Origin of the sequence: Streptomyces fagopyri, assembly GCF_009498275.1 — a bacterium.
Lineage (GTDB): Bacteria > Actinomycetota > Actinomycetes > Streptomycetales > Streptomycetaceae > Streptomyces > Streptomyces fagopyri.
Genome location: NZ_CP045643.1, coordinates 3,844,286 through 3,862,064 on the forward strand (window position 1 = coordinate 3,844,286; position 17,779 = coordinate 3,862,064).

The 17,779-nt window shown below is 71.0% G+C and carries 18 protein-coding genes; 13 read left to right on the forward strand and 5 right to left on the reverse strand.

Annotated elements, in window-relative coordinates; genetic code table 11:
- Window positions 1–226: 226 nt before the first annotated feature.
- The 5 genes from GFH48_RS16395 to GFH48_RS16415 all read left to right on the forward strand — a co-directional run bounded on the left by GFH48_RS16395 (window position 227) and on the right by GFH48_RS16415 (window position 4,624).
- Window positions 227–883, forward strand: coding sequence for a 2-oxo-4-hydroxy-4-carboxy-5-ureidoimidazoline decarboxylase (locus tag GFH48_RS16395; protein WP_153288995.1), 657 nt, complete (start codon window positions 227–229; stop codon window positions 881–883).
- 305 nt (window positions 884–1,188) lie between these two features.
- Window positions 1,189–1,569, forward strand: coding sequence for a succinate dehydrogenase, cytochrome b556 subunit (gene sdhC / locus GFH48_RS16400; protein ID WP_148010139.1), 381 nt, complete (start codon window positions 1,189–1,191; stop codon window positions 1,567–1,569).
- Window positions 1,570–1,574: 5 nt separating this feature from the next.
- Window positions 1,575–2,066 carry a succinate dehydrogenase hydrophobic membrane anchor subunit gene (locus tag GFH48_RS16405; protein ID WP_153288996.1) on the forward strand — a complete coding sequence of 164 codons (492 nt, stop codon included), beginning with the start codon at window positions 1,575–1,577 and terminating at the stop codon, window positions 2,064–2,066.
- A gap of 24 nt (window positions 2,067–2,090) precedes the next feature.
- Complete coding sequence (gene sdhA, locus GFH48_RS16410; RefSeq protein WP_153288997.1) at window positions 2,091–3,845, forward strand: succinate dehydrogenase flavoprotein subunit; 1,755 nt, start codon at window positions 2,091–2,093, stop codon at window positions 3,843–3,845.
- A complete protein-coding gene (locus tag GFH48_RS16415; protein WP_153288998.1) occupies window positions 3,845–4,624 on the forward strand; it encodes a succinate dehydrogenase iron-sulfur subunit in 780 nt (259 codons plus the stop codon). The genes sdhA and GFH48_RS16415 overlap by 1 nt, the downstream gene beginning before the upstream one ends.
- A 173-nt stretch (window positions 4,625–4,797) precedes the next feature.
- Here GFH48_RS16415 and GFH48_RS16420 read toward each other — a convergent pair whose 3' ends face one another.
- The 3 genes from GFH48_RS16420 to GFH48_RS16430 all read right to left on the reverse strand — a co-directional run bounded on the left by GFH48_RS16420 (window position 4,798) and on the right by GFH48_RS16430 (window position 6,155).
- Window positions 4,798–5,061 (reverse strand): TM2 domain-containing protein, encoded by a 264-nt coding sequence (locus GFH48_RS16420; RefSeq protein WP_153288999.1) that lies wholly within the window; start codon window positions 5,059–5,061, stop codon window positions 4,798–4,800.
- A gap of 238 nt (window positions 5,062–5,299) precedes the next feature.
- Window positions 5,300–5,707 carry a DUF2752 domain-containing protein gene (locus GFH48_RS16425; RefSeq protein ID WP_153289000.1) on the reverse strand — a complete coding sequence of 136 codons (408 nt, stop codon included), beginning with the start codon at window positions 5,705–5,707 and terminating at the stop codon, window positions 5,300–5,302.
- Complete coding sequence (locus tag GFH48_RS16430) at window positions 5,700–6,155, reverse strand: TM2 domain-containing protein (protein WP_153289001.1); 456 nt, start codon at window positions 6,153–6,155, stop codon at window positions 5,700–5,702. The genes GFH48_RS16425 and GFH48_RS16430 overlap by 8 nt, the downstream gene beginning before the upstream one ends.
- Before the next feature lie 261 nt (window positions 6,156–6,416).
- On the opposite strand from GFH48_RS16430, the gene GFH48_RS16435 reads away from it, so the two are divergent.
- The 5 genes from GFH48_RS16435 to GFH48_RS16450 all read left to right on the forward strand — a co-directional run bounded on the left by GFH48_RS16435 (window position 6,417) and on the right by GFH48_RS16450 (window position 9,005).
- Window positions 6,417–6,827, forward strand: a complete 411-nt coding sequence (locus GFH48_RS16435) for a VOC family protein (protein ID WP_153289002.1) — start codon at window positions 6,417–6,419, stop codon at window positions 6,825–6,827.
- 177 nt (window positions 6,828–7,004) lie between these two features.
- A complete protein-coding gene (locus GFH48_RS39150) occupies window positions 7,005–7,412 on the forward strand; it encodes a hypothetical protein (RefSeq protein WP_228120623.1) in 408 nt (135 codons plus the stop codon).
- Window positions 7,409–7,927: a thiol-disulfide oxidoreductase DCC family protein gene (locus GFH48_RS39155; RefSeq protein WP_228120625.1), complete on the forward strand. Its 519-nt coding sequence runs from the start codon at window positions 7,409–7,411 to the stop codon at window positions 7,925–7,927. The genes GFH48_RS39150 and GFH48_RS39155 overlap by 4 nt, the downstream gene beginning before the upstream one ends.
- 4 nt (window positions 7,928–7,931) lie before the next feature.
- Window positions 7,932–8,711, forward strand: coding sequence for a TetR/AcrR family transcriptional regulator (locus GFH48_RS16445; RefSeq protein ID WP_407698638.1), 780 nt, complete (start codon window positions 7,932–7,934; stop codon window positions 8,709–8,711).
- A gap of 150 nt (window positions 8,712–8,861) precedes the next feature.
- Window positions 8,862–9,005, forward strand: a complete 144-nt coding sequence (locus GFH48_RS16450) for a hypothetical protein (RefSeq protein WP_153289004.1) — start codon at window positions 8,862–8,864, stop codon at window positions 9,003–9,005.
- Here GFH48_RS16450 and GFH48_RS16455 read toward each other — a convergent pair.
- Complete coding sequence (locus tag GFH48_RS16455) at window positions 8,998–11,409, reverse strand: MMPL family transporter (RefSeq protein WP_153292944.1); 2,412 nt, start codon at window positions 11,407–11,409, stop codon at window positions 8,998–9,000. The genes GFH48_RS16450 and GFH48_RS16455 overlap by 8 nt on opposite strands.
- A gap of 163 nt (window positions 11,410–11,572) precedes the next feature.
- Here GFH48_RS16455 and GFH48_RS16460 point away from each other — a divergent pair, with 163 nt between their 5' ends.
- The 3 genes from GFH48_RS16460 (at window position 11,573) to GFH48_RS16470 (ending at window position 16,280) form a co-directional block, all read left to right on the forward strand.
- Window positions 11,573–12,262, forward strand: a complete 690-nt coding sequence (locus GFH48_RS16460) for a response regulator transcription factor (RefSeq protein WP_153289005.1) — start codon at window positions 11,573–11,575, stop codon at window positions 12,260–12,262.
- 29 nt (window positions 12,263–12,291) lie between these two features.
- The gene (locus tag GFH48_RS16465) at window positions 12,292–13,731 is read left to right on the forward strand and encodes a sensor histidine kinase (protein WP_153292945.1); all 1,440 of its coding nucleotides are present in this window, start codon (window positions 12,292–12,294) and stop codon (window positions 13,729–13,731) included.
- A 155-nt stretch (window positions 13,732–13,886) separates the two neighbouring features.
- Window positions 13,887–16,280, forward strand: coding sequence for a sulfatase-like hydrolase/transferase (locus GFH48_RS16470; protein WP_407698639.1), 2,394 nt, complete (start codon window positions 13,887–13,889; stop codon window positions 16,278–16,280).
- A gap of 106 nt (window positions 16,281–16,386) precedes the next feature.
- Here GFH48_RS16470 and GFH48_RS16475 read toward each other — a convergent pair whose 3' ends face one another.
- Complete coding sequence (locus tag GFH48_RS16475; RefSeq protein ID WP_153289006.1) at window positions 16,387–17,760, reverse strand: metallophosphoesterase; 1,374 nt, start codon at window positions 17,758–17,760, stop codon at window positions 16,387–16,389.
- Window positions 17,761–17,779 lie beyond the last annotated feature (19 nt).

The window sequence follows — 17,779 nt, forward strand, 5'->3', positions numbered from 1 at the left end:
ACCCCGGCCGTCGGGGCCCGCACCTTCACGTACGCATCCCACACCTCGAACACCTCATGTCGTACACCCCCCTCGTGAACCACGGTCCCCTTCCCCGCCACAACCGTCCACCGCACGTTCCGAAACTCTCCCGTCCGGGTGAAATTCAGGCATCGGACGGACAGCTCTCGTCAATCGTCGATACCGTGGCAGCACACTTCTCACTTCATCCCCTGCCGCACCACACGTGACGTCCGAAGGGCGCCACGGCACGCACCCGTCGCCACCCCATCGCCGAGGACCCACGCTGCCCGCGCACCGTCTCCCACGCCTCCCCGGCCAGGTCGCCCTACCCGAGCAGAAGAGCGCGCGACCGTCCCCGGCGCGCCTCCAGCACTTCAACGGCGCGCCCGCCGACGACGTCGAGCGCGCCCTGCTCACGTGCTGCCGCAATCCGCGCTGGGCCCGCCGGCTCGCCGCCCACCGGCCCTACCCGGACCTGGAAGCCCTGCTGGCCGCGGCCGACGAGGCGGCGTACGACCTCACGCCCGGCGATCTCGCCGAAGCGCTCGCCGGCGAGTCGCTCACCCCGCTCCCGGACGGCGGCTACCTCGCCGCCCACACCGCGCTGAGCGCCGCGTACGCCGCGTACGAGAGCCGCTTCGGGCATGTGTTCGTCATCTGTCTGGACGGCATAGCCCCCGACGAAGCCGTCGACCAGGTCCTCGGCGCCATCCGGTCACGATTGACGAACGATCGGGAGGAGGAGCGGGTGACGACGGCGGACGAACTGCGCCGCCTCGCCCGGGGCCGTCTGGCCCGCCTGGTGCAGCACTTCGGCGCGCCGCCCGTACGGGAGCGCCCCCTCCAGGAGCGCCACGCTCAGAGCCGGCACGGCCCCTGACCCGGAGTCGACGGCTCCGGCTCCGTTCCGGCTCCCGCTCCATGAGCGCGGCCTCCGAGAACGCCGCCTCCAGGAGCACCGTCTCCGCACGAAGCAGCGCCCGCCACCCCTCACAGCGCCTTGATCGGCGTCCGCAGTAGCCCGTCCGTGCCTGATTGTCTGCCAGTTTGATCACATAGATAGGGCCGCTGTAAACGTTCCGACAAGTCGTCGCTACGATGGCCGGGGCCGGTGGACCGTACCCGGCCGGGCCGACCGACACAGAAGCCGGCAGGCCCCAATCCCCGCTCCCGGAGGGTTCTTCCGTGCCGGCTGGAACGCTGTACCGCGGCCGGGAAGGAATGTGGTCCTGGGTGGCTCATCGAGTCACCGGCGTCCTCATCTTCTTCTTCCTGTTCGTACACGTGCTGGACACCGCTCTCGTCCGTGTCTCCCCCGAGGACTACGACAGGGTCGTGTCCACGTACAAGACGCCGATCGTCGCGCTGTTGGAGTACGGCCTCGTCGCCGCCATCCTCTTCCACGCGCTCAACGGCCTGCGTGTCATCGCCGTCGACTTCTGGTCGAAGGGCCCGCGCTACCAGAAGCAGATGCTCTGGTCCGTCGTCGGTATCTGGGTCGTGCTGATGGCCGGGGCGCTCTACCCCGTCCTCGGGCACGCATTCCGCGAAGTCTTCGGGAGCTGACACAGATGTCCACCACAGAGACCGCCGCTTCCGGCATCGGCCCCGTCGAGGGCGCGGGCGGGTTCTCGGCGTACGGCGTCGACAACCCGGCGCCGCTCATCGAGGCCCCGCGCAAGCGCACCAAGAAGACCCCGAAGTCGACCCGCGGCAATTTCGAGATGTACGGCTGGCTCTTCATGCGCCTGTCCGGCATCGTCCTGGTCGTCCTGGTCCTCGGCCACCTGCTCATCCAGCTCGTCCTCGACGGCGGCGTCTCCAAGATCGGCTTCGCGTTCGTCGCGGGCCGCTGGGCGTCCCCGTGGTGGCAGGCCTGGGACCTCGCGATGCTGTGGCTCGCCATGCTGCACGGCGCCAACGGCCTGCGCACGGTCATCAACGACTACGCCGAGCGCGCGAACACCCGCCTGTGGCTCAAGGGCCTGCTCTACACCGCGACGGTGTTCACCATCCTGCTGGGCACGCTGGTGATCTTCACCTTCGACCCGAACATCCGCTAGGCACGGGGCTGAGGTAACCGACTCATGCAGATCCACAAGTACGACACCGTCATCGTCGGCGCCGGCGGCGCCGGCATGCGCGCCGCCATCGAGGCGACGAAGCGCAGCCGCACCGCCGTGCTGACGAAGCTCTACCCCACCCGTTCCCACACGGGCGCGGCGCAGGGCGGCATGGCCGCCGCGCTCGCCAACGTGGAGGAGGACAACTGGGAGTGGCACACCTTCGACACCGTCAAGGGCGGTGACTACCTGGTCGACCAGGACGCCGCCGAGATCCTGGCGAAGGAGGCCATCGACTCGGTCCTCGACCTGGAGAAGATGGGCCTGCCGTTCAACCGGACGCCCGAGGGCCGGATCGACCAGCGCCGCTTCGGCGGTCACTCCCGCAACCACGGCGAGGCCCCGGTCCGCCGGTCCTGCTACGCCGCGGACCGCACCGGCCACATGATCCTCCAGACGCTGTACCAGAACTGCGTCAAGGAGGGCGTGGAGTTCTTCAACGAGTTCTACGTGCTCGACCAGCTCATCACCGAGGTCGACGGCGTCAAGCGGTCCGCGGGTGTCGTCGCGTACGAACTCGCCACCGGCGAGATCCACGTCTTCCAGGCGAAGTCCGTGATCTACGCGTCCGGCGGCACCGGCAAGTTCTTCAAGGTGACGTCCAACGCGCACACCCTGACGGGTGACGGCCAGGCGGCGGTCTACCGTCGCGGGCTGCCGCTGGAGGACATGGAGTTCTTCCAGTTCCACCCGACCGGCATCTGGCGCATGGGCATCCTGCTGACGGAGGGCGCCCGCGGTGAGGGCGGCATCCTCCGCAACAAGGACGGCGAGCGCTTCATGGAGAAGTACGCGCCGGTCATGAAGGACCTCGCGTCCCGTGACGTCGTGTCCCGCTCCATCTACACGGAGATCCGTGAGGGCCGCGGCTGCGGTCCCGAGGGCGACCACGTCTACCTCGACCTCACCCACCTCCCGCCGGAGCAGCTCGACGCGAAGCTCCCGGACATCACCGAGTTCGCCCGTACGTACCTCGGCATCGAGCCCTACACGGACCCGATCCCGATCCAGCCCACCGCGCACTACGCGATGGGCGGCATCCCGACGAACGTCCAGGGTGAGGTGCTGAGCGACAACACCACGGTCGTCCCGGGCCTGTACGCGGCCGGCGAGGTCGCCTGCGTGTCCGTGCACGGCGCCAACCGCCTGGGCACGAACTCGCTGCTGGACATCAACGTGTTCGGGCGCCGCGCGGGCATCGCCGCGGCCGAGTACTCGGCGAAGGCCGACTACGTCGAGCTGCCGGACAACCCGGCCTCGCAGGTCGTCGCGCAGGTCGAGCACCTGCGCGAGTCCACGGGCACGGAGCGGGTCGCGACCCTCCGCCTCGAACTGCAGGAGTGCATGGACGCCAACGTGATGGTGTTCCGCACCGAGCAGACGATCAAGACGGCGGTCGAGAAGATCGCGGAGCTGCGCGAGCGCTACCGGAACGTCTCGATCCAGGACAAGGGCAAGCGGTTCAACACGGACCTGCTGGAGGCCATCGAGCTGGGCAACCTGCTCGACCTGGCCGAGGTCATGGCCGTCTCCGCGCTCGCCCGCAAGGAGTCCCGCGGCGGTCACTACCGCGAGGACTACCCGAACCGCGACGACGTCAACTTCATGCGCCACACCATGGCGTACCGCGAGGTCGGCGACGACGGCACCGAGTCCATCCGTCTCGACTACAAGCCGGTCGTCCAGACCCGCTACCAGCCGATGGAGCGTAAGTACTGATGGCTACCCCGACCCTCGACAAGGCGGACAGCGCCGGCCAGCCCGAGGCGGGCTTCGCCGACACGCCGTACATCACCGCCACGTTCCGCATCCGCCGCTTCAACCCCGAGGTCTCGGCGGACGCGGTCTGGGAAGACTTCCAGCTGGAGATCGACCCGAAGGAGCGTGTCCTCGACGCGCTGCACAAGATCAAGTGGGACCAGGACGGCACGCTCACGTTCCGCCGTTCCTGCGCGCACGGCATCTGCGGTTCGGACGCCATGCGGATCAACGGCAAGAACCGCCTTGCCTGCAAGACGCTGATCAAGGACATCAACCCCGAGAAGCCGATCACGGTCGAGGCCATCAAGGGCCTGACGGTGCTCAAGGACCTCGTGGTCGACATGGACCCGTTCTTCCAGGCGTACCGCGACGTGATGCCCTTCCTCATCACGAAGGACACCAACGAGCCGACGCGCGAGCGTCTGCAGAGCGCCGAGGACCGCGAGCGCTTCGACGACACCACCAAGTGCATCCTCTGCGCGGCGTGCACGTCGTCCTGCCCGGTGTTCTGGAACGACGGGCAGTACTTCGGCCCGGCCGCCATCGTGAACGCGCACCGCTTCATCTTCGACAGCCGTGACGAAGCGGGCGAGCAGCGCCTGGAGATCCTCAACGACAAGGACGGCGTGTGGCGTTGCCGCACCACGTTCAACTGCACGGACGCCTGCCCGCGCGGTATCGAGGTCACGAAGGCGATCCAGGAGGTCAAGCGCGCGCTGATCACGCGTCGCTTCTGATCCGCCTCCGCCCCGTCCGCCCGGCCCCGCCGCCGGCCGTACGGCGCCTCGGGCCCCGTTCCCCCTGGGGGGAGCGGGGCCCGAGGCGTCTCCGCGGACGTGCTGTGCGGTCCTGCCCGTAGGGCCCCGCTCCCCCCAGAGGGGAACGGGGCCCTACGGTGTGTGCGGGGCCGTCAGCCGCGCAGCACGCGGCCCTGCTTGTCGGTGCGGTCGTTGCTCGTGAAGAACAGGATCGCGTCGACCAGGGCCCAGATGCCGAGGCCGCCGCAGGTGAAGAGCTGGCCGAGCGCCACGCCGGTGGAGCCGACGTAGAAGCGGCCGGCGCCGAAGCCGCCCAGGAACAGCTGGAGGACGCCCGCGACGATCTTGGACTTGTCGGAGTAGGGACGGCCCTGCGGGTCGTAACCGAAGGGGGCGTCAGGGGTGGGGACGGTCATGAAAGCTGCTCCTGGATGGCTGAAATACAACCGGAGCAGAGCGCTCCGGCCGGAGTCCAGGAGGGACCTCATGGCAGAGATCGCCCATGGATCGCGTGCACGTCATCCCCCCTGTGCCGTGGGAGCGTACGGAGATCGACGGACCCAAGGGGAGAGAAATAGATCAATCGTTCCCATCCCGTGATCATATTTCGGCCACTCACGGTCCCGGGATCAACCCGCCGACACGTCCCCGCGTCTAGACGAGGTTGCGGGCCACCGTCCACGCCACCGCCACGAGCAGTATCAACGCCTGCGTGCGCGGCCTCAGTTCGGGCCTCCAGCGGCGCCCACGCAGTCCCTCCGCGGCCCAGCGCGCGAGCAGCGCGAGGGCGAACGGCGAGGCGAGCAACAGCGCCCTGTTGTCCAGCCAGGCCCCGGCGAGGTGACCGTGCATCAGGTCGTACACCATGCGGGTCCCCCCGCAGGCCGGGCAGAGCAGTCCGGTGACCAGGTGGAACGGGCACCTGGGCAGGACATGGCCGGGCTGGTGCGGATCGGTGACGTACAGATAGCCCGCCCCGGCCGCCCCGGCGGCGAGCACCGCGAGGGGTGCCGCCGCCGGGTGCCGCAGCGCGACACCGCGCGCCGCGACGGAATCAGCCACGCAGGACCCGGCCCTCGGAGTCCGTCGCGCTGCTGCCCGTGAGCAGCATGATCCCGTCGATCAGGGACCAGATGCCGAGGCCCCCGCAGGTGAGGAGCTGGGCGACGCCGATGCCGACGCTGCCCATGTAGAAGCGCCCGATGCCGAGGGTGCCGAGGGTGAGCTGGAGGACACCGGCGACGATCTTCGACTTCTCGGAGTACGGGCGGCCGTAGGGGTCGTAGCCGTAGGGCGCGTTCGGGTCACCGGTGTAGGTGCCGGGCGGAACGGCGCCCATCGGGTAGCCGCCGGGCTGCGCGTACCCGTACGGACCGGGCTGCTGGTAGGGGCCCTGCGGTCCGGGGCCGTACGGGCCGGGACCGCCGGGCGGAGTCGCGCCGGCGTGCGGATAGCCGTAGCCGGGCGGCTGGTTCGGGGGCTGCTGCGGCTGCTGCGGCTGTTCGGTCAAGGTGCTGGCTCCTGATAGGCGCGTACGTGGGGACGTAGGACTCATATTCAAAGTCGAAAATCAGTCAGGCCATCTTGCAGCAGGAAACCCCCGGCGGAGAAGTGGGATTGTCCGCGGACGGGCGACGATCTCGCCCCAACCGCCGTTCCCGCGCCACGGACACCGCTGGACACCACCGACGACGGGCCGGGCCTCGCCCCAATGAGTGACCCCACGGTCAGCCCTCGCGGGCGAAGGCGGACGAACACCTAATCTGACGGCATGTCAGATGACGTGTCACATGAGCTGCTCGGCCTCGACAACGTACTGGTGCCGGTGGGTGACCTCGGCGCGGCGGTGAGTTTCTACGAACGGGCCGGGTTCCCGGTGGCGTTCCGGCTCGACGAGGCCGGGATCGCCCTGCTGAAGGTGGGCAAGGAGACACCGGGACTGCTGCTGCGCCTGGAGGACGAACTCAGCCCACGACCGCCGGTGTGGGCCTCGGCGCGGGTGTGGCTGGAGGTCCGGGACGCGCGCGCCACGGCCGACGCGCTGACCGCCGCCGGCATCCCGCCGCTCGCTCCCGTGTTCACGGTCGCCACCGGCAGGACCGTCGAGATCGCCGACCCCTGGGGCAACGTCATCGGCTTCACGGACTACACCAAGCGGCCCGAACTCGCGCGCCGCCCCTAGACGCCCGACCCGGCGCCGGGCGACACCGGTCGCGACACCGAACGGCGCGGGGCATGCGCGGAGACAACGCGGGACGTGACGCCGGGCACATCCCCGACGCTGACTTGAACATGTTCAAAAGCAGGTCTACATTCCTACTCGACAGCATTTTGAACGCGTTCAAGAAGGGGTGGGGACATGGACCTCACGGTCGTCGCGTACGTCATCTATCTGCTGGTCAGCATCGCGCTGACGGTCTGGGTGGCACGCACGCTGAGCCACAACGGACGGATCTTCCTCTCCGACGTGCTGCACGGGAACGAGAAGCTCGCCGAAGCCGTCAACCACCTGCTGGTGGTGGGCTTCTACCTGGTCAATCTGGGCTTCGTCGCGCTCTACCTGAACGGGGACGACGACATCGAGAACGCCCGCGGGGTCTTCGAGGCCCTGTCGACCAAGCTCGGCGTCGTCCTGCTCGTGCTCGGCGTCATGCACCTCGGCAACGTGTACGTGCTCAACAGGATCCGCCGGCGGGGCGTGCTGGAGCGCGAGCAGCTGCCGCCCGTCGGACCGACGGACTGGGTCGCGCCCTCGGCCGGGGCGTGACCCCGGTGGCCGCCTCCCCGGGCACTCGGGACCGGGACGCCGCGCGCGTCCCGGTCCGCGGGCTCACCGTTCTGTACGACGCGCAGTGCTCGCTGTGCGCCTTCCTGCGCGACTGGCTGGCCAAGCAGCCCCAACTGGTGCCACTGCGGCTGGTGCCGGCCGCCTCCGACGAGGCCCGGGGACTCTTCCCCGCGCTCGACCACCGGGCCACCCTCGACGAGATCACCGTCGTGGGTGACTCCGGTCAGGTCTACCAGGGGGCCGCCGCCTGGGTCGTCTGCCTCTGGGCGCTGCGTGAGTACCGGGCGCTCGCGCACCGGCTGAGCACCCCGACGGGCGCCCTCCTCGCGAGGGGCGCGATGCTCGCGGCCGCCAAGTGGCGCGCGGGCCGGCGCCCCACCGGGGGATGGGGCGGGGAGACCTACCGCCGGAGCGAGGGATGGGTGTACGAGCCGACGATCGGATGGCTGTACAACCCTCCGGGCTGTGACGGCGGCGCCTGTTCCACTCGTTAGGCTCATGACCGTGCCAGCACCGACAGACGACCCCGGCCCCGGCGACGCCTCCGAGGGCCCGGACAAGAGCCCGGACAAAGGCCCCGCCAAGAGCGAGCAGACCCGCGCCCTGATCCTGGAGACGGCTCTCCGGCTGTTCCAGGAACGGGGGTACGACAAGACGACCATGCGGGCCATCGCCCAGGAGGCCGGGGTCTCGGTCGGCAACGCGTACTACTACTTCGCCGGCAAGGAGCACCTGATCCAGGGCTTCTACGACCGGATCGGCGCCGAGCACCAGGTGGCGGTCCGGCCGGTCCTGGAGCGCGAGAAGGATCTGGAGGCGCGGATCGCGGGCGTGCTGAAGGCATGGCTGGACGTGGCGGAGCCGTACCACGAGTTCGCGGCGCAGTTCTTCAAGAACGCCGCCGATCCCGATAGCCCGCTCAGCCCCTTCTCGCCCGAGTCGACGGGACCGCGCGAGGAGTCCATCGCCCTGCACCGGAAGGTGCTCGCGGGGTCGAAGGCGAAGGTCCCCGAGGAGTTGCGGGACGTCCTGCCCGAGCTCATGTGGCTGTCGCAGATGGGGCTCGTCCTGTACTGGGTCTTCGACCGCACGGAGGGACGCGAGCGCAGCTACCGGCTCGCCGAGCGCGGCGCCCGGCTCACCACCCGGGGGGTGTCGCTGGCCCGCTTCCGGGTGCTGCGACCGCTCGTCCACGAGGTGCACGAGCTGTTCACGGACTTCCTGCCGGGGATGACGAAAATGCTCCCGGACCCGGCCGTCAAGGGGCGGACCGAGTGATCGCTGTCGGGTGAGATTGCGCGAACCGGACACCGGGGACCCCCCGCTCCACGGCGCCGTCCTCGGCACCGGCCCGCAGGAGGTACGTGATGTCCGCGGCGACCGTGAGGCCCATGTGATCGTCGACCGCGGGCACCGGCGTCCCCCGCGATGGCCGAGCCCCGCGGGGACGAGTACGCGAGTCATCGCGTCCACGCCCCCGCGGAACTCGCCGCGCTGCCCGACCCGACCGGCGCCGGGGCCAGCCCGGACTTCGACGAGACCCTGAAGGCCGTTCGGTCCACGACTAGTTGACGGCGTCGACCTCGTCCTCCGTCAACTCCACGTCGTGCACCAGCGGTTCGCCGCCCACGAGCACGTGACCGGCACGGGCGGTGTACGAGGGTGCGGTGGCCGCCAGCAGGTAGGTGCCCGGGGCCGGCACCGACACGATGTACGAGCCGTCGGCCAGTGACGTCACCCGGTCCAGCTGGCGCCCGCCCTTGGACAGCAGCGTCACCACCGCCCCGTCGAGGGGTTCGCCCGCCGCGTCGCGGACGAAGCCGTGGACGGCCGTCGCCCCTCCCTGCGCGGGCACCGGCACCGGCTCCGGCTCCTCCGCCGGTTCCACCGCCAGGTGCGGCAGCCGCTTGTCGAGCCCGGCCGGCAGCCACCAGTTGGAGTTGCCGAGTAGATGCATCGCGGCCGGCACCAGCGCCGTACGGAGGATGAACGCGTCGAGCGCGACCGCCGCCGCCAGACCGACGCCCGCCATCGCCGCCCCGGAGTCGCCGCTCAGGACGAAGGCCAGGAAGACGCAGACCATGATCAGGGCGGCGGAGTTGATGACCCGACTGGTCTCCGCGAGACCGACCCGGACCGCCCGCGCGTTGTCCCTGGTGTGCACCCACTCCTCGTGCATCCGGCTCACCAGGAACACCTGGTAGTCCATGGACAGGCCGAAGAGCAGCGAGAGCATGATGACGGGCAGGAAGGCGTTGATCGGCCCCTGTTTGCCGAGGCCCAGCAGGTCCAGGCCCCAGCCCCACTGGAAGATCGCGACGAGCACACCGAAGGACGCGGCGGCCGCGATCAGGTTCATCACGGCGGCCGTGAGCGGCACCACCAGGGAGCGGAAGGCGACCATCAGGAGCAGGAAGCCGAGGCCGATGATGGTGGCGACGAAGAGCGGGAGGCGGTCACCGGTCACGGTCGAGAAGTCCTTGGAGATCGCCGTCACACCGCCCACGTGGGCCTGGACGCCGGAGTCCGGGATCGCCTTGTCGCGCAGGGCGTCGATGAGCTGGTCGGTCTTCTCGGACTGCGGCGAGGTGGTCGGCACGACCTGGATCACCGTGACGCCCCCGGCGGGCGGGAGCGCGGCGACCCGGGCGACACCGTCGGTCGCGCGGATGCCCCGCACGAGCGCGTCCGTGTCGCCGCCGGACGACACCACTTGCAACGGACCGTTGAAGCCGGGCCCGAAGCCCTCCGCGAGCAGGTCGTACGCCTTCCTCGTCGTCGTGCTCGCGTCGTCGTTGCCCTGGTCGGTGGCACCGAGCCGCAGTGACAGCACGGGCAGCGCGAGTACGGCCATGACGGCCACGGCGATCACCGCGATCGTGCGCGGACGCTTCTGCACGCCCGCCGACCAGCGCGCGGCCGGACCGCTCGCGGACTCCGGCTCACGCCCTCCCTCGGCGGCCAGCTTGCGCCGCTGGCGGCGGCTGAGCACCCGCGGACCGAGGAAGCCGAGCAGCGCCGGCAGCAGCGTGACCGCCGCGACCACGCTGAAGACGACCGTCAGCGAGGTGCCGATGACCACGCCGTCCAGGAAACGCAGGTTGGTCACCAGCATCCCGGCGAGCGCGATGCACACCGTGCCGCCCGCGAACAGCACCGCCCGTCCCGAGGTGTTGAGCGCCGTGGCCGCCGACTCCTCGGGATCCAGACCGCGCAGGATGCCGCGCCGGTGCCGGGTGACGATGAACAGCGCGTAGTCGATGCCGACGCCGAGTCCGATCAGGGTGGCGAGCAGCGGAGCCAGATCGGGCACGTCCGTGACATGACTGATCAGCTGCGTGGAGAAGAGCCCGGTGCCCACGCCGAAGATCGCGATGCCGATCGGGAGCAGCATCGCGAAGAGCGAGCCGAAGGCGAGGAAGAGGACGACGGCCGCGGCGAGGATGCCGATCATCTCGGCGAGCCCGGTGGGCGGTTCCTGGACCCGCTGGATCGCCTGGCCGCCCAGGGCCACCCGCAGACCGGCGCGTTCGGCGCCCTGCGCCGTGTCGACGACGTTCTGCACCAGTTCCTTGGGGACGGCGTTGGCCTGCTCGGCGAAGGTGACCTGGGCGTAGGCGATCCGCCCGTCCTCGCTGATCTGCGCCGCGCCCTGCGCGCCCGAGTACGGGCTGGTGACGCCGCCCACCCCCTTCATCCCGCCGATCCTGTCGAGCACCGGCTGGATCCGGGAGCGTACGGCCTGGTCCCGGACCGTACCCGCGTCGACCTTCCACACCACCGTGTCGGTGTCGCCCGCGCGGTCCGGGAAGGCCTTCTCCATCAGGTCGTACGCGCGCTTGGAGTCCGTGTCGGGCAGGGAGAACACGTTCGCGTAGTCCGTGCCCGCGGTGGACGCCGCGGTCCCCAGTCCGAGCAGCGCCCCCACCCACAACAACAGGACCACCAGCCGGTGCCGATAGCACCACCGTGCCAATGTCGCCACGCTCAACTCTCCTTAGTCGGTCGGCCGGTCCCCCAGGTCCTGGAAGAACCATCGACCGGCGCGCTCGCGCGTTGAACGACCTGCCCATGACTCTCAAGGAACTCCAAGGCGGGAGCAGCCCCCCTCGCGGGACGGGCGTGCGGATACTGGGGGCATGACCGCTCAAGAGGGGGCCACCGTCCTCGTCGTCGAGGACGAGCCGAGCATCGCTGACGTCCTGGCCATCGCCCTGCGCTACCACCGCTTCGAGGTCATGACCGCGGGTACCGTCCGCCGCGCGCTCACGCTGGCCGAGCGCACCCGGCCCGACGCGGTCCTGCTCGACGTGATGCTGCCGGACGGCGACGGCCGGGCCCTCGGCCGTGAACTGCGCCTGCGGCAACCGGACCTGGCGGTCGTCTTCCTCACCGCCCGGGACGCGCCCGCGGAGATCGTGGGCGCGCTCGGCTTCGGCGACGACTACATCACCAAGCCGTTCAACATCGACGAGGTCGTCGCCCGTATCACCGCCGTCCTGCGCCGCACCCGGCACGCCGACGTCCTGCCGCAGCGCCCGCCGCTGCGCTACGGCGAACTGGAACTGGACGAGACGACGTACTCCGTGCACCGCGGCGAGCGGACCGTGGAACTCACCCCGACCGAGTACGCGCTGCTGCGCTTCCTGGTCCGCAACGGCGGCCGGATCGTGCCCAAGGAACAACTCCTGCGGCACGTGTGGCAGTACGAGCATCCGGCCGAGTCGACCGTCGTGGAGACCTACATCAGCTATCTGCGGCGCAAGCTCGAACCGCTCGGACCGCCGGTCATCCAGACCCGGCGGGGAGTCGGGTACGGGCTCGCATGAGGCTCCCGGACCGTCTCCTCCCCGCCCGGATGGGCATCCGGCCCCCGCGGCGCCGCCACCACGGCATCCACTCGCTGCGCGGCCAGCTGACGCTCGCCAACGTGGCACTGCTGGCCCTGGGCATCGTCGTCGCGACCGCCGTCAGCCTGATGGGCATGCGGCACTATCTCCTCGACCAGGTCGACGCCCAGCTGGTCAAGACACGTGACTCGCTGACCGGTTCACAGCTCACCCTCCACCAGATCGACTCGCTGACCACACTGGCCTTCGTCCGCAACCACCTGACCCCCGCCACGGACGGCTCCCCGCAGCCCGGCTCGATCTTCGCGGCGCTGGACGACGACGGGCGGGCGCTGAGCATCGGCGGGTTCAAGCCGACCGGCACCCAGCGTGCGCTGATCGCCGCGGTGGACGACCCGCGCGCCCTCGTCCGGGACAGGGCGCTGCACGACGTCACCGTGCACGGCGCCGCCTACCGTACGACCGGGGCGCGGCTCGCCGACGGCACCTATGTGCTGCTCGCGGCCTCCACCGACGCGCTCCACAAGGGCATAGCCAAGGCCCTGCGGCTCGATCTCGCCGTGGGGACGCTGCTGTTGACGCTGCTCGCGGTGCTGACCATGCTCAGCGTGAGCCGTCGGCTGCGGCCGCTGGAGGACATGGTGGAGACGTCGTCGGCGATCGCCGAGGGCGACCTGACCCGCCGCGTGCCCTCCAGCCATCATCCGACCCAGGAGGTCGAACAGCTGCGGCTGGCCCTCAACTCCATGCTCCAGCAGGTGGAGTCGGCCTACCGGACGCGTGAGCGCAGCGCCGCCCAGCTGCGGCGGTTCGTCGGGGACGCGTCGCACGAGCTGCGCACCCCGCTGTCCGCGATCCGCGGCTACCTCCAGCTGTACGACAAGGGGATGCTGAGCGAGCCGGCCGAGCGCCGGCGGGCCTGGGACCGGATGAACGCCGAGGCCGACCGGATGGGGCGGCTGGTGGACGAGCTGCTCACCCTGGCCCGGCTCGACCAGCGGCCCGAGCTGCGGTTCAGGAACGTCGACCTGAGCCGGCTGGTACGGGACGCCGCCGAGGATCTGCGCGCCCAGCAGCCGGGACGGCCGGTGACCGTGGGCGCCGACGGCACCCTGCTGGTGCACGCCGACGAATCGGGGCTGCGCCAGGTTCTGGGCAACCTGGTGGCCAACGTCCGTACGCACACGCCGGCCGAGGTGCCGGTGCGGCTCGGTCTGGAGCGTGCGGACGGGGTCGTACGGCTGTGTGTCACGGACCGGGGTCCGGGGCTCGCCGAGGAGGACGCGGCGCGTATCTTCGACCGGTTCTTCCGGGCGGGCGGCGGTGCGGGCAGCGGACTGGGGATGGCGATCGTGCAGGGGGTGGTGACGGCTCACGGGGGTGATGTGGCGGTACGGACCGCGCCGGGCGAGGGTCTCGCCGTGACCGTGACGCTGCCGGTGCGCTGACCTGCTTGAACATATGCGGTGTTGCCCTTGAACATAAGCAGACCTGGGGTGTTGAACACGGCCCGGCGTGGTGCCGTACACAGAAGCAGGCGGCCCGGCCCAGTCGGCCCGGTCCGCCACGCCACCACCGGGCTTCGCACGGAAGGACCTTCGGGTTGTCGTTCAACACGAGCTCTCGACAGTTGCCGGACACGGACGAGACGCCCGACGAGGCGCGCCCGCGGGAGACCCGGACGCCGGACGCGCCCGCGCCGACGTCCCCGGAGACCACCGCCCCCGCGACGCCCGCCGGACCGGCCGGGGCAGCCGCCCCCGCCGGAGCCGACGTGCCGGCCGACTCCCCGACGCCGACGGAACCCACCGGCCACGTCGGGGCCACCGAGCAGACCGCGGCAGCCGCCGACTCCCCTGAACCGGTCGCTCCCGCCGACTCCCCCGCGGCCGCGGCCCCCACCGACTCGCCCGAGCCCGCGAAGGCCGTCACGCTCACCGGCTCCCCGGCGTCCGGTTCGGCCGCCGGGCAGACGGAACCCTCCGGCTCCCCCGCGGACGCGACCACCGCCGGGGCCTCCGACTCCCCCGCGTCTGCCGCACCCCCTGCCCCCACGGACTCCCCCGAGTCCGCCACGGTCACCGGCGCCTGCGAACCCGTCTCTTCCCCCGAGGCGCCGGAGGCCACCGAGTCGCCCGCGGACGCCCAGGCCCCTGCTTCCGCCGGCTCCTCCGAGCCCGCCGAAGCGGCCGGACCCGTCGAGGCCGCCGAAGCGGACCGACCCGCTGAGGTCGCCGGGCCCGCGGAGCCCGGCACTCCTGGTGCCTCCGCCGAACCCGAGGCCTCCGCCGGACCAGGCGCCTCCGGAGGCGACGTCGTTCCCGGGGTGGCGCCGGTCAAGGGGCGGTGGCGGCGGTGGCGGGCGAAGTACCCGGTCGCCGCGCGGGTCCTGGCCTGGACCACCACCGGCCTCGCCGCCGTGCTCGTACTGTTCGCGCTGCTCATGCCGAACAGCAGCGCCGGTTTCCGGCCCGGCGAGTTCGTGCGCATCCCGGTCGAAGCGATCTTCGGCGCGGCCGTGCTGATCGTCCTGCCCCGCAGGCCCCGGCTGGTGGTGGCGGCGGTCGCCGGACTGATACTCGGCGTGCTGACCGTCCTGAACCTCCTCGACATCGGCTTCACCGAATACCTCGGGCGGGGGTTCAACCTCGTCCTCGACTGGTCGCTCTTCTCCGACGCGTACTCCTATCTCCAGGACACGATGGGCAAGCAGGCCACGCTCGGCATCGCCGTCGCCCTCGTGCTGCTCGTGATCGTCCTGCTCGCCGTCATGTCGCTGGCGGTCGTCCGGCTCGCCGGCCTGCTGTCCCGGCACACCGCGACGGCCACCCGCTCGACCCTGGTGCTCGGCACCGTCTGGATCGCCTGCGCGGCGCTCGGCGTGCAGGTCACCGGCGTGCCGGTCGCCTCGGACCGCACGGCGAAGTCCGTCGAGGACCGCACCAAGCGGGTGCAGGCGACCCTGCGGGACGAGGCGGCGTTCGCCAAGTTCGCGAAGAAGGACGCCTTCGCGAACACCCCGCCGGACCAGCTCCTGACGGACCTGCGCGGCAAGGACATGATGATCACCTTCATCGAGAGCTACGGCCGCAGCGCGATCGAGGACCCGGTCATGGCACCGGGGGTGGACGCGACGCTCACCGCCGAGAACCAGAAGCTGGTCAAGGCCGGGTTCGCGGCGAAGAGCGGCTGGCTGACCTCGGCGACGTACGGCGGAAGCAGCTGGCTGGGACACTCCACCTTCCTGTCGGGCCTGTGGATCAGCAACCAGCAGCGGTACCGCACCGTCACCGCGGGCGACCACCTGACCCTCACCAAGGCCTTCAAGAAGTCGGGCGGCTGGGACACCGTCGGTGTCATGCCGGGCGTCCAGAAGGCCTGGCCCGAGTCCAAGTTCTACGGACTCGACAAGGTCTACGACTCCCACAAACTCGGGTACAAGGGACCGAAGTTCAGCTGGTCGACGATGCCCGACCAGTACGCCCTGACCGCGTTCGAGCGCCTGGTGCACGGCAAGAAGCACGACAAGCCCCTGATGTCGGAGATCATCCTGACCTCCAGCCATCAGCCCTGGGCTCCGATCCCCGAGCTGGTCCCGCAGGACCAGGTCGGCGACGGCTCGATCTACGACTCGATCGAGAAGGCGGGCAAGAAGCCCGCCGACATCATCACCGACTCCACCAAGTCGAAGCAGGAGTACGGCAAGTCCGTCCAGTACTCGGTGTCGAGCCTCATCAACTACCTGGTGAAGTACGGCGACAAGAACACCGTGCTGATCTTCCTCGGTGACCACCAGCCCATCGCCCGGGTCAGCGGCAACCACGCCAGCCGTGACGTGCCGGTCTCGATCGTCGCCAAGGACCCGAAGGTCCTGGACAAGATCGCCGACTGGGGGTGGACGGACGGTCTGCAGCCCGAGCACAACGCCCCGGTCTGGAAGATGAGTTCCTTCCGCGACCGCTTCATGACGGCGTACGGCTCGACTCCGGCGCCGTGAGCGACCCGGCGCCCTGAGCGGCCCGGCGCCGTCCGACGGGAGCAGCGGGTCCCGGCCGTGACACGGCCGGTACCCCGTCCCGGCGGCGGCGCCGGACCGCCGTCGCTCAGGCCTGCCGGGAGGCCAGCTCCACGACCGTGATGTCGGACGGCGCGCCCACCCGGGTCGGCGGCCCCCAGGCTCCCGCGCCCCGGGAGACGTACAACTGCGTGTCGCCGTACCGTTCGAGGCCCGCGACGGTGGGGTTGGCGAGTTCGGCGACATGGTTCCCGGGCCAGAGCTGGCCGCCGTGGGTGTGTCCGGAGAGCTGGAGGTCGACACCGTGGCGTACGGCGTCGTGGATCTGGACCGGCTGGTGGGCGAGCAGCACCACGGCCCGCGCGGTGTCCCGGCCGCCCAGCGTCCTGCCGAAGTCGGGGCCCTGGCCCTCGCTCTCGCCCGCGATGTCGTTGACGCCGGCGAGGTCGAACCCGGCCAGTTCCGTCCGGGCGTTCTCCAGCGGACGCAGCCCCAGTTCGCGTACCTCCGCGACCCACTGGGCGGCGCCGGAGTAGTACTCGTGGTTGCCGGTGACGAAGTAGGAGCCGTGCCGTGCCCGCAGCCCCGCGAGCGGCGCGGCGGCCGGTCCCAGGTTCTTCACGCTGCCGTCGACGAGGTCCCCCACGACCGCGATCAGGTCGGGCTGCGTCGAGTTGATCGTGTCGACGACCCGCCGGCAGAAGTCCCGGCCGAGGACCGGCCCGAGGTGGATGTCGCTGACGACGGCGATGCGGAAGCCGTGCGCGGACCGGGGCAGTCTGGCCAGCGGCACGGTCACCCGTTTCACCCGGGGCCCGCGCAGGACGCCGTAGGTGCCGTAGCCGACGGTTCCCACGGCGACGGCGGCCGCGGCGCCGCCCACGGCCCGTGCGACGAAGAGCCGCCGCGACGGTTCCGCCGCGAGGCCGCCCGCCCGCCCGGCGTCCACGTCGAGGTCCGCGTCCGCGTCCACGTCCGTCGCAGGCCGTGCGGGGGCGTCGGGCTGTCCGGACACGGTGGCGGGCGCGTCGGCACCGGATTCCCGCGGGCCGACCGGTACGGCCGGTTCCGTGGCCGGGCGGGGGGCGTCGGGTCCCGCCGCCGCCACGGCGACGCGGGGCACCGCCGGCCCGTCGGCGGTCCGCCGCCGCACGAGCCGGGCCACCAGCGGCCGTACGGCCTCCCCCACGAGGACCGCGAGCAACAGGTAGAGGGCCAGGGCCATCCACAGGAAGCCGGGCCAGGCCAGAGTCCGCTGGAGCCAGAAGGGCGCGCCCCCGCGCTCCGCGGCGACCGCGCCCACCATCAGGACGGGGCCGACGACGAAGACCGTGGTGCCGGCGCGGCGCGCGAGCCCCGGACCGGTCGTCGTGTCGCGCACCAGACGGCGCCACAGATAGTGGTGCAGGCCCGCGAAGACGATCAGGGCCGCGAGGCCCACCAGCAGGAAGACGATGACCACGGCCCCGTGTCCCCCGTCG

Excerpts from the sequence above, each read along its gene's own strand:
- GFH48_RS16420 (WP_153288999.1), bottom strand. The coding sequence starts at position 5,061 with ATGACCGTCCCCACCCCTGACGCCCCCTTCGGTTACGACCCGCAGGGC.
- GFH48_RS16460 (WP_153289005.1), top strand. The coding sequence starts at position 11,573 with ATGACCGCTCAAGAGGGGGCCACCGTCCTCGTCGTCGAGGACGAGCCG.
- GFH48_RS16435 (WP_153289002.1), top strand. The coding sequence starts at position 6,417 with ATGTCAGATGACGTGTCACATGAGCTGCTCGGCCTCGACAACGTACTG.
- GFH48_RS39150 (WP_228120623.1), top strand. The coding sequence starts at position 7,005 with ATGGACCTCACGGTCGTCGCGTACGTCATCTATCTGCTGGTCAGCATC.
- GFH48_RS16445 (WP_407698638.1), top strand. The coding sequence starts at position 7,932 with ATGACCGTGCCAGCACCGACAGACGACCCCGGCCCCGGCGACGCCTCC.
- sdhA (WP_153288997.1), top strand. The coding sequence starts at position 2,091 with ATGCAGATCCACAAGTACGACACCGTCATCGTCGGCGCCGGCGGCGCC.
- GFH48_RS16465 (WP_153292945.1), top strand. The coding sequence starts at position 12,292 with ATGGGCATCCGGCCCCCGCGGCGCCGCCACCACGGCATCCACTCGCTG.
- GFH48_RS16405 (WP_153288996.1), top strand. The coding sequence starts at position 1,575 with ATGTCCACCACAGAGACCGCCGCTTCCGGCATCGGCCCCGTCGAGGGC.
- GFH48_RS16415 (WP_153288998.1), top strand. The coding sequence starts at position 3,845 with ATGGCTACCCCGACCCTCGACAAGGCGGACAGCGCCGGCCAGCCCGAG.
- GFH48_RS16450 (WP_153289004.1), top strand. The coding sequence starts at position 8,862 with ATGGCCGAGCCCCGCGGGGACGAGTACGCGAGTCATCGCGTCCACGCC.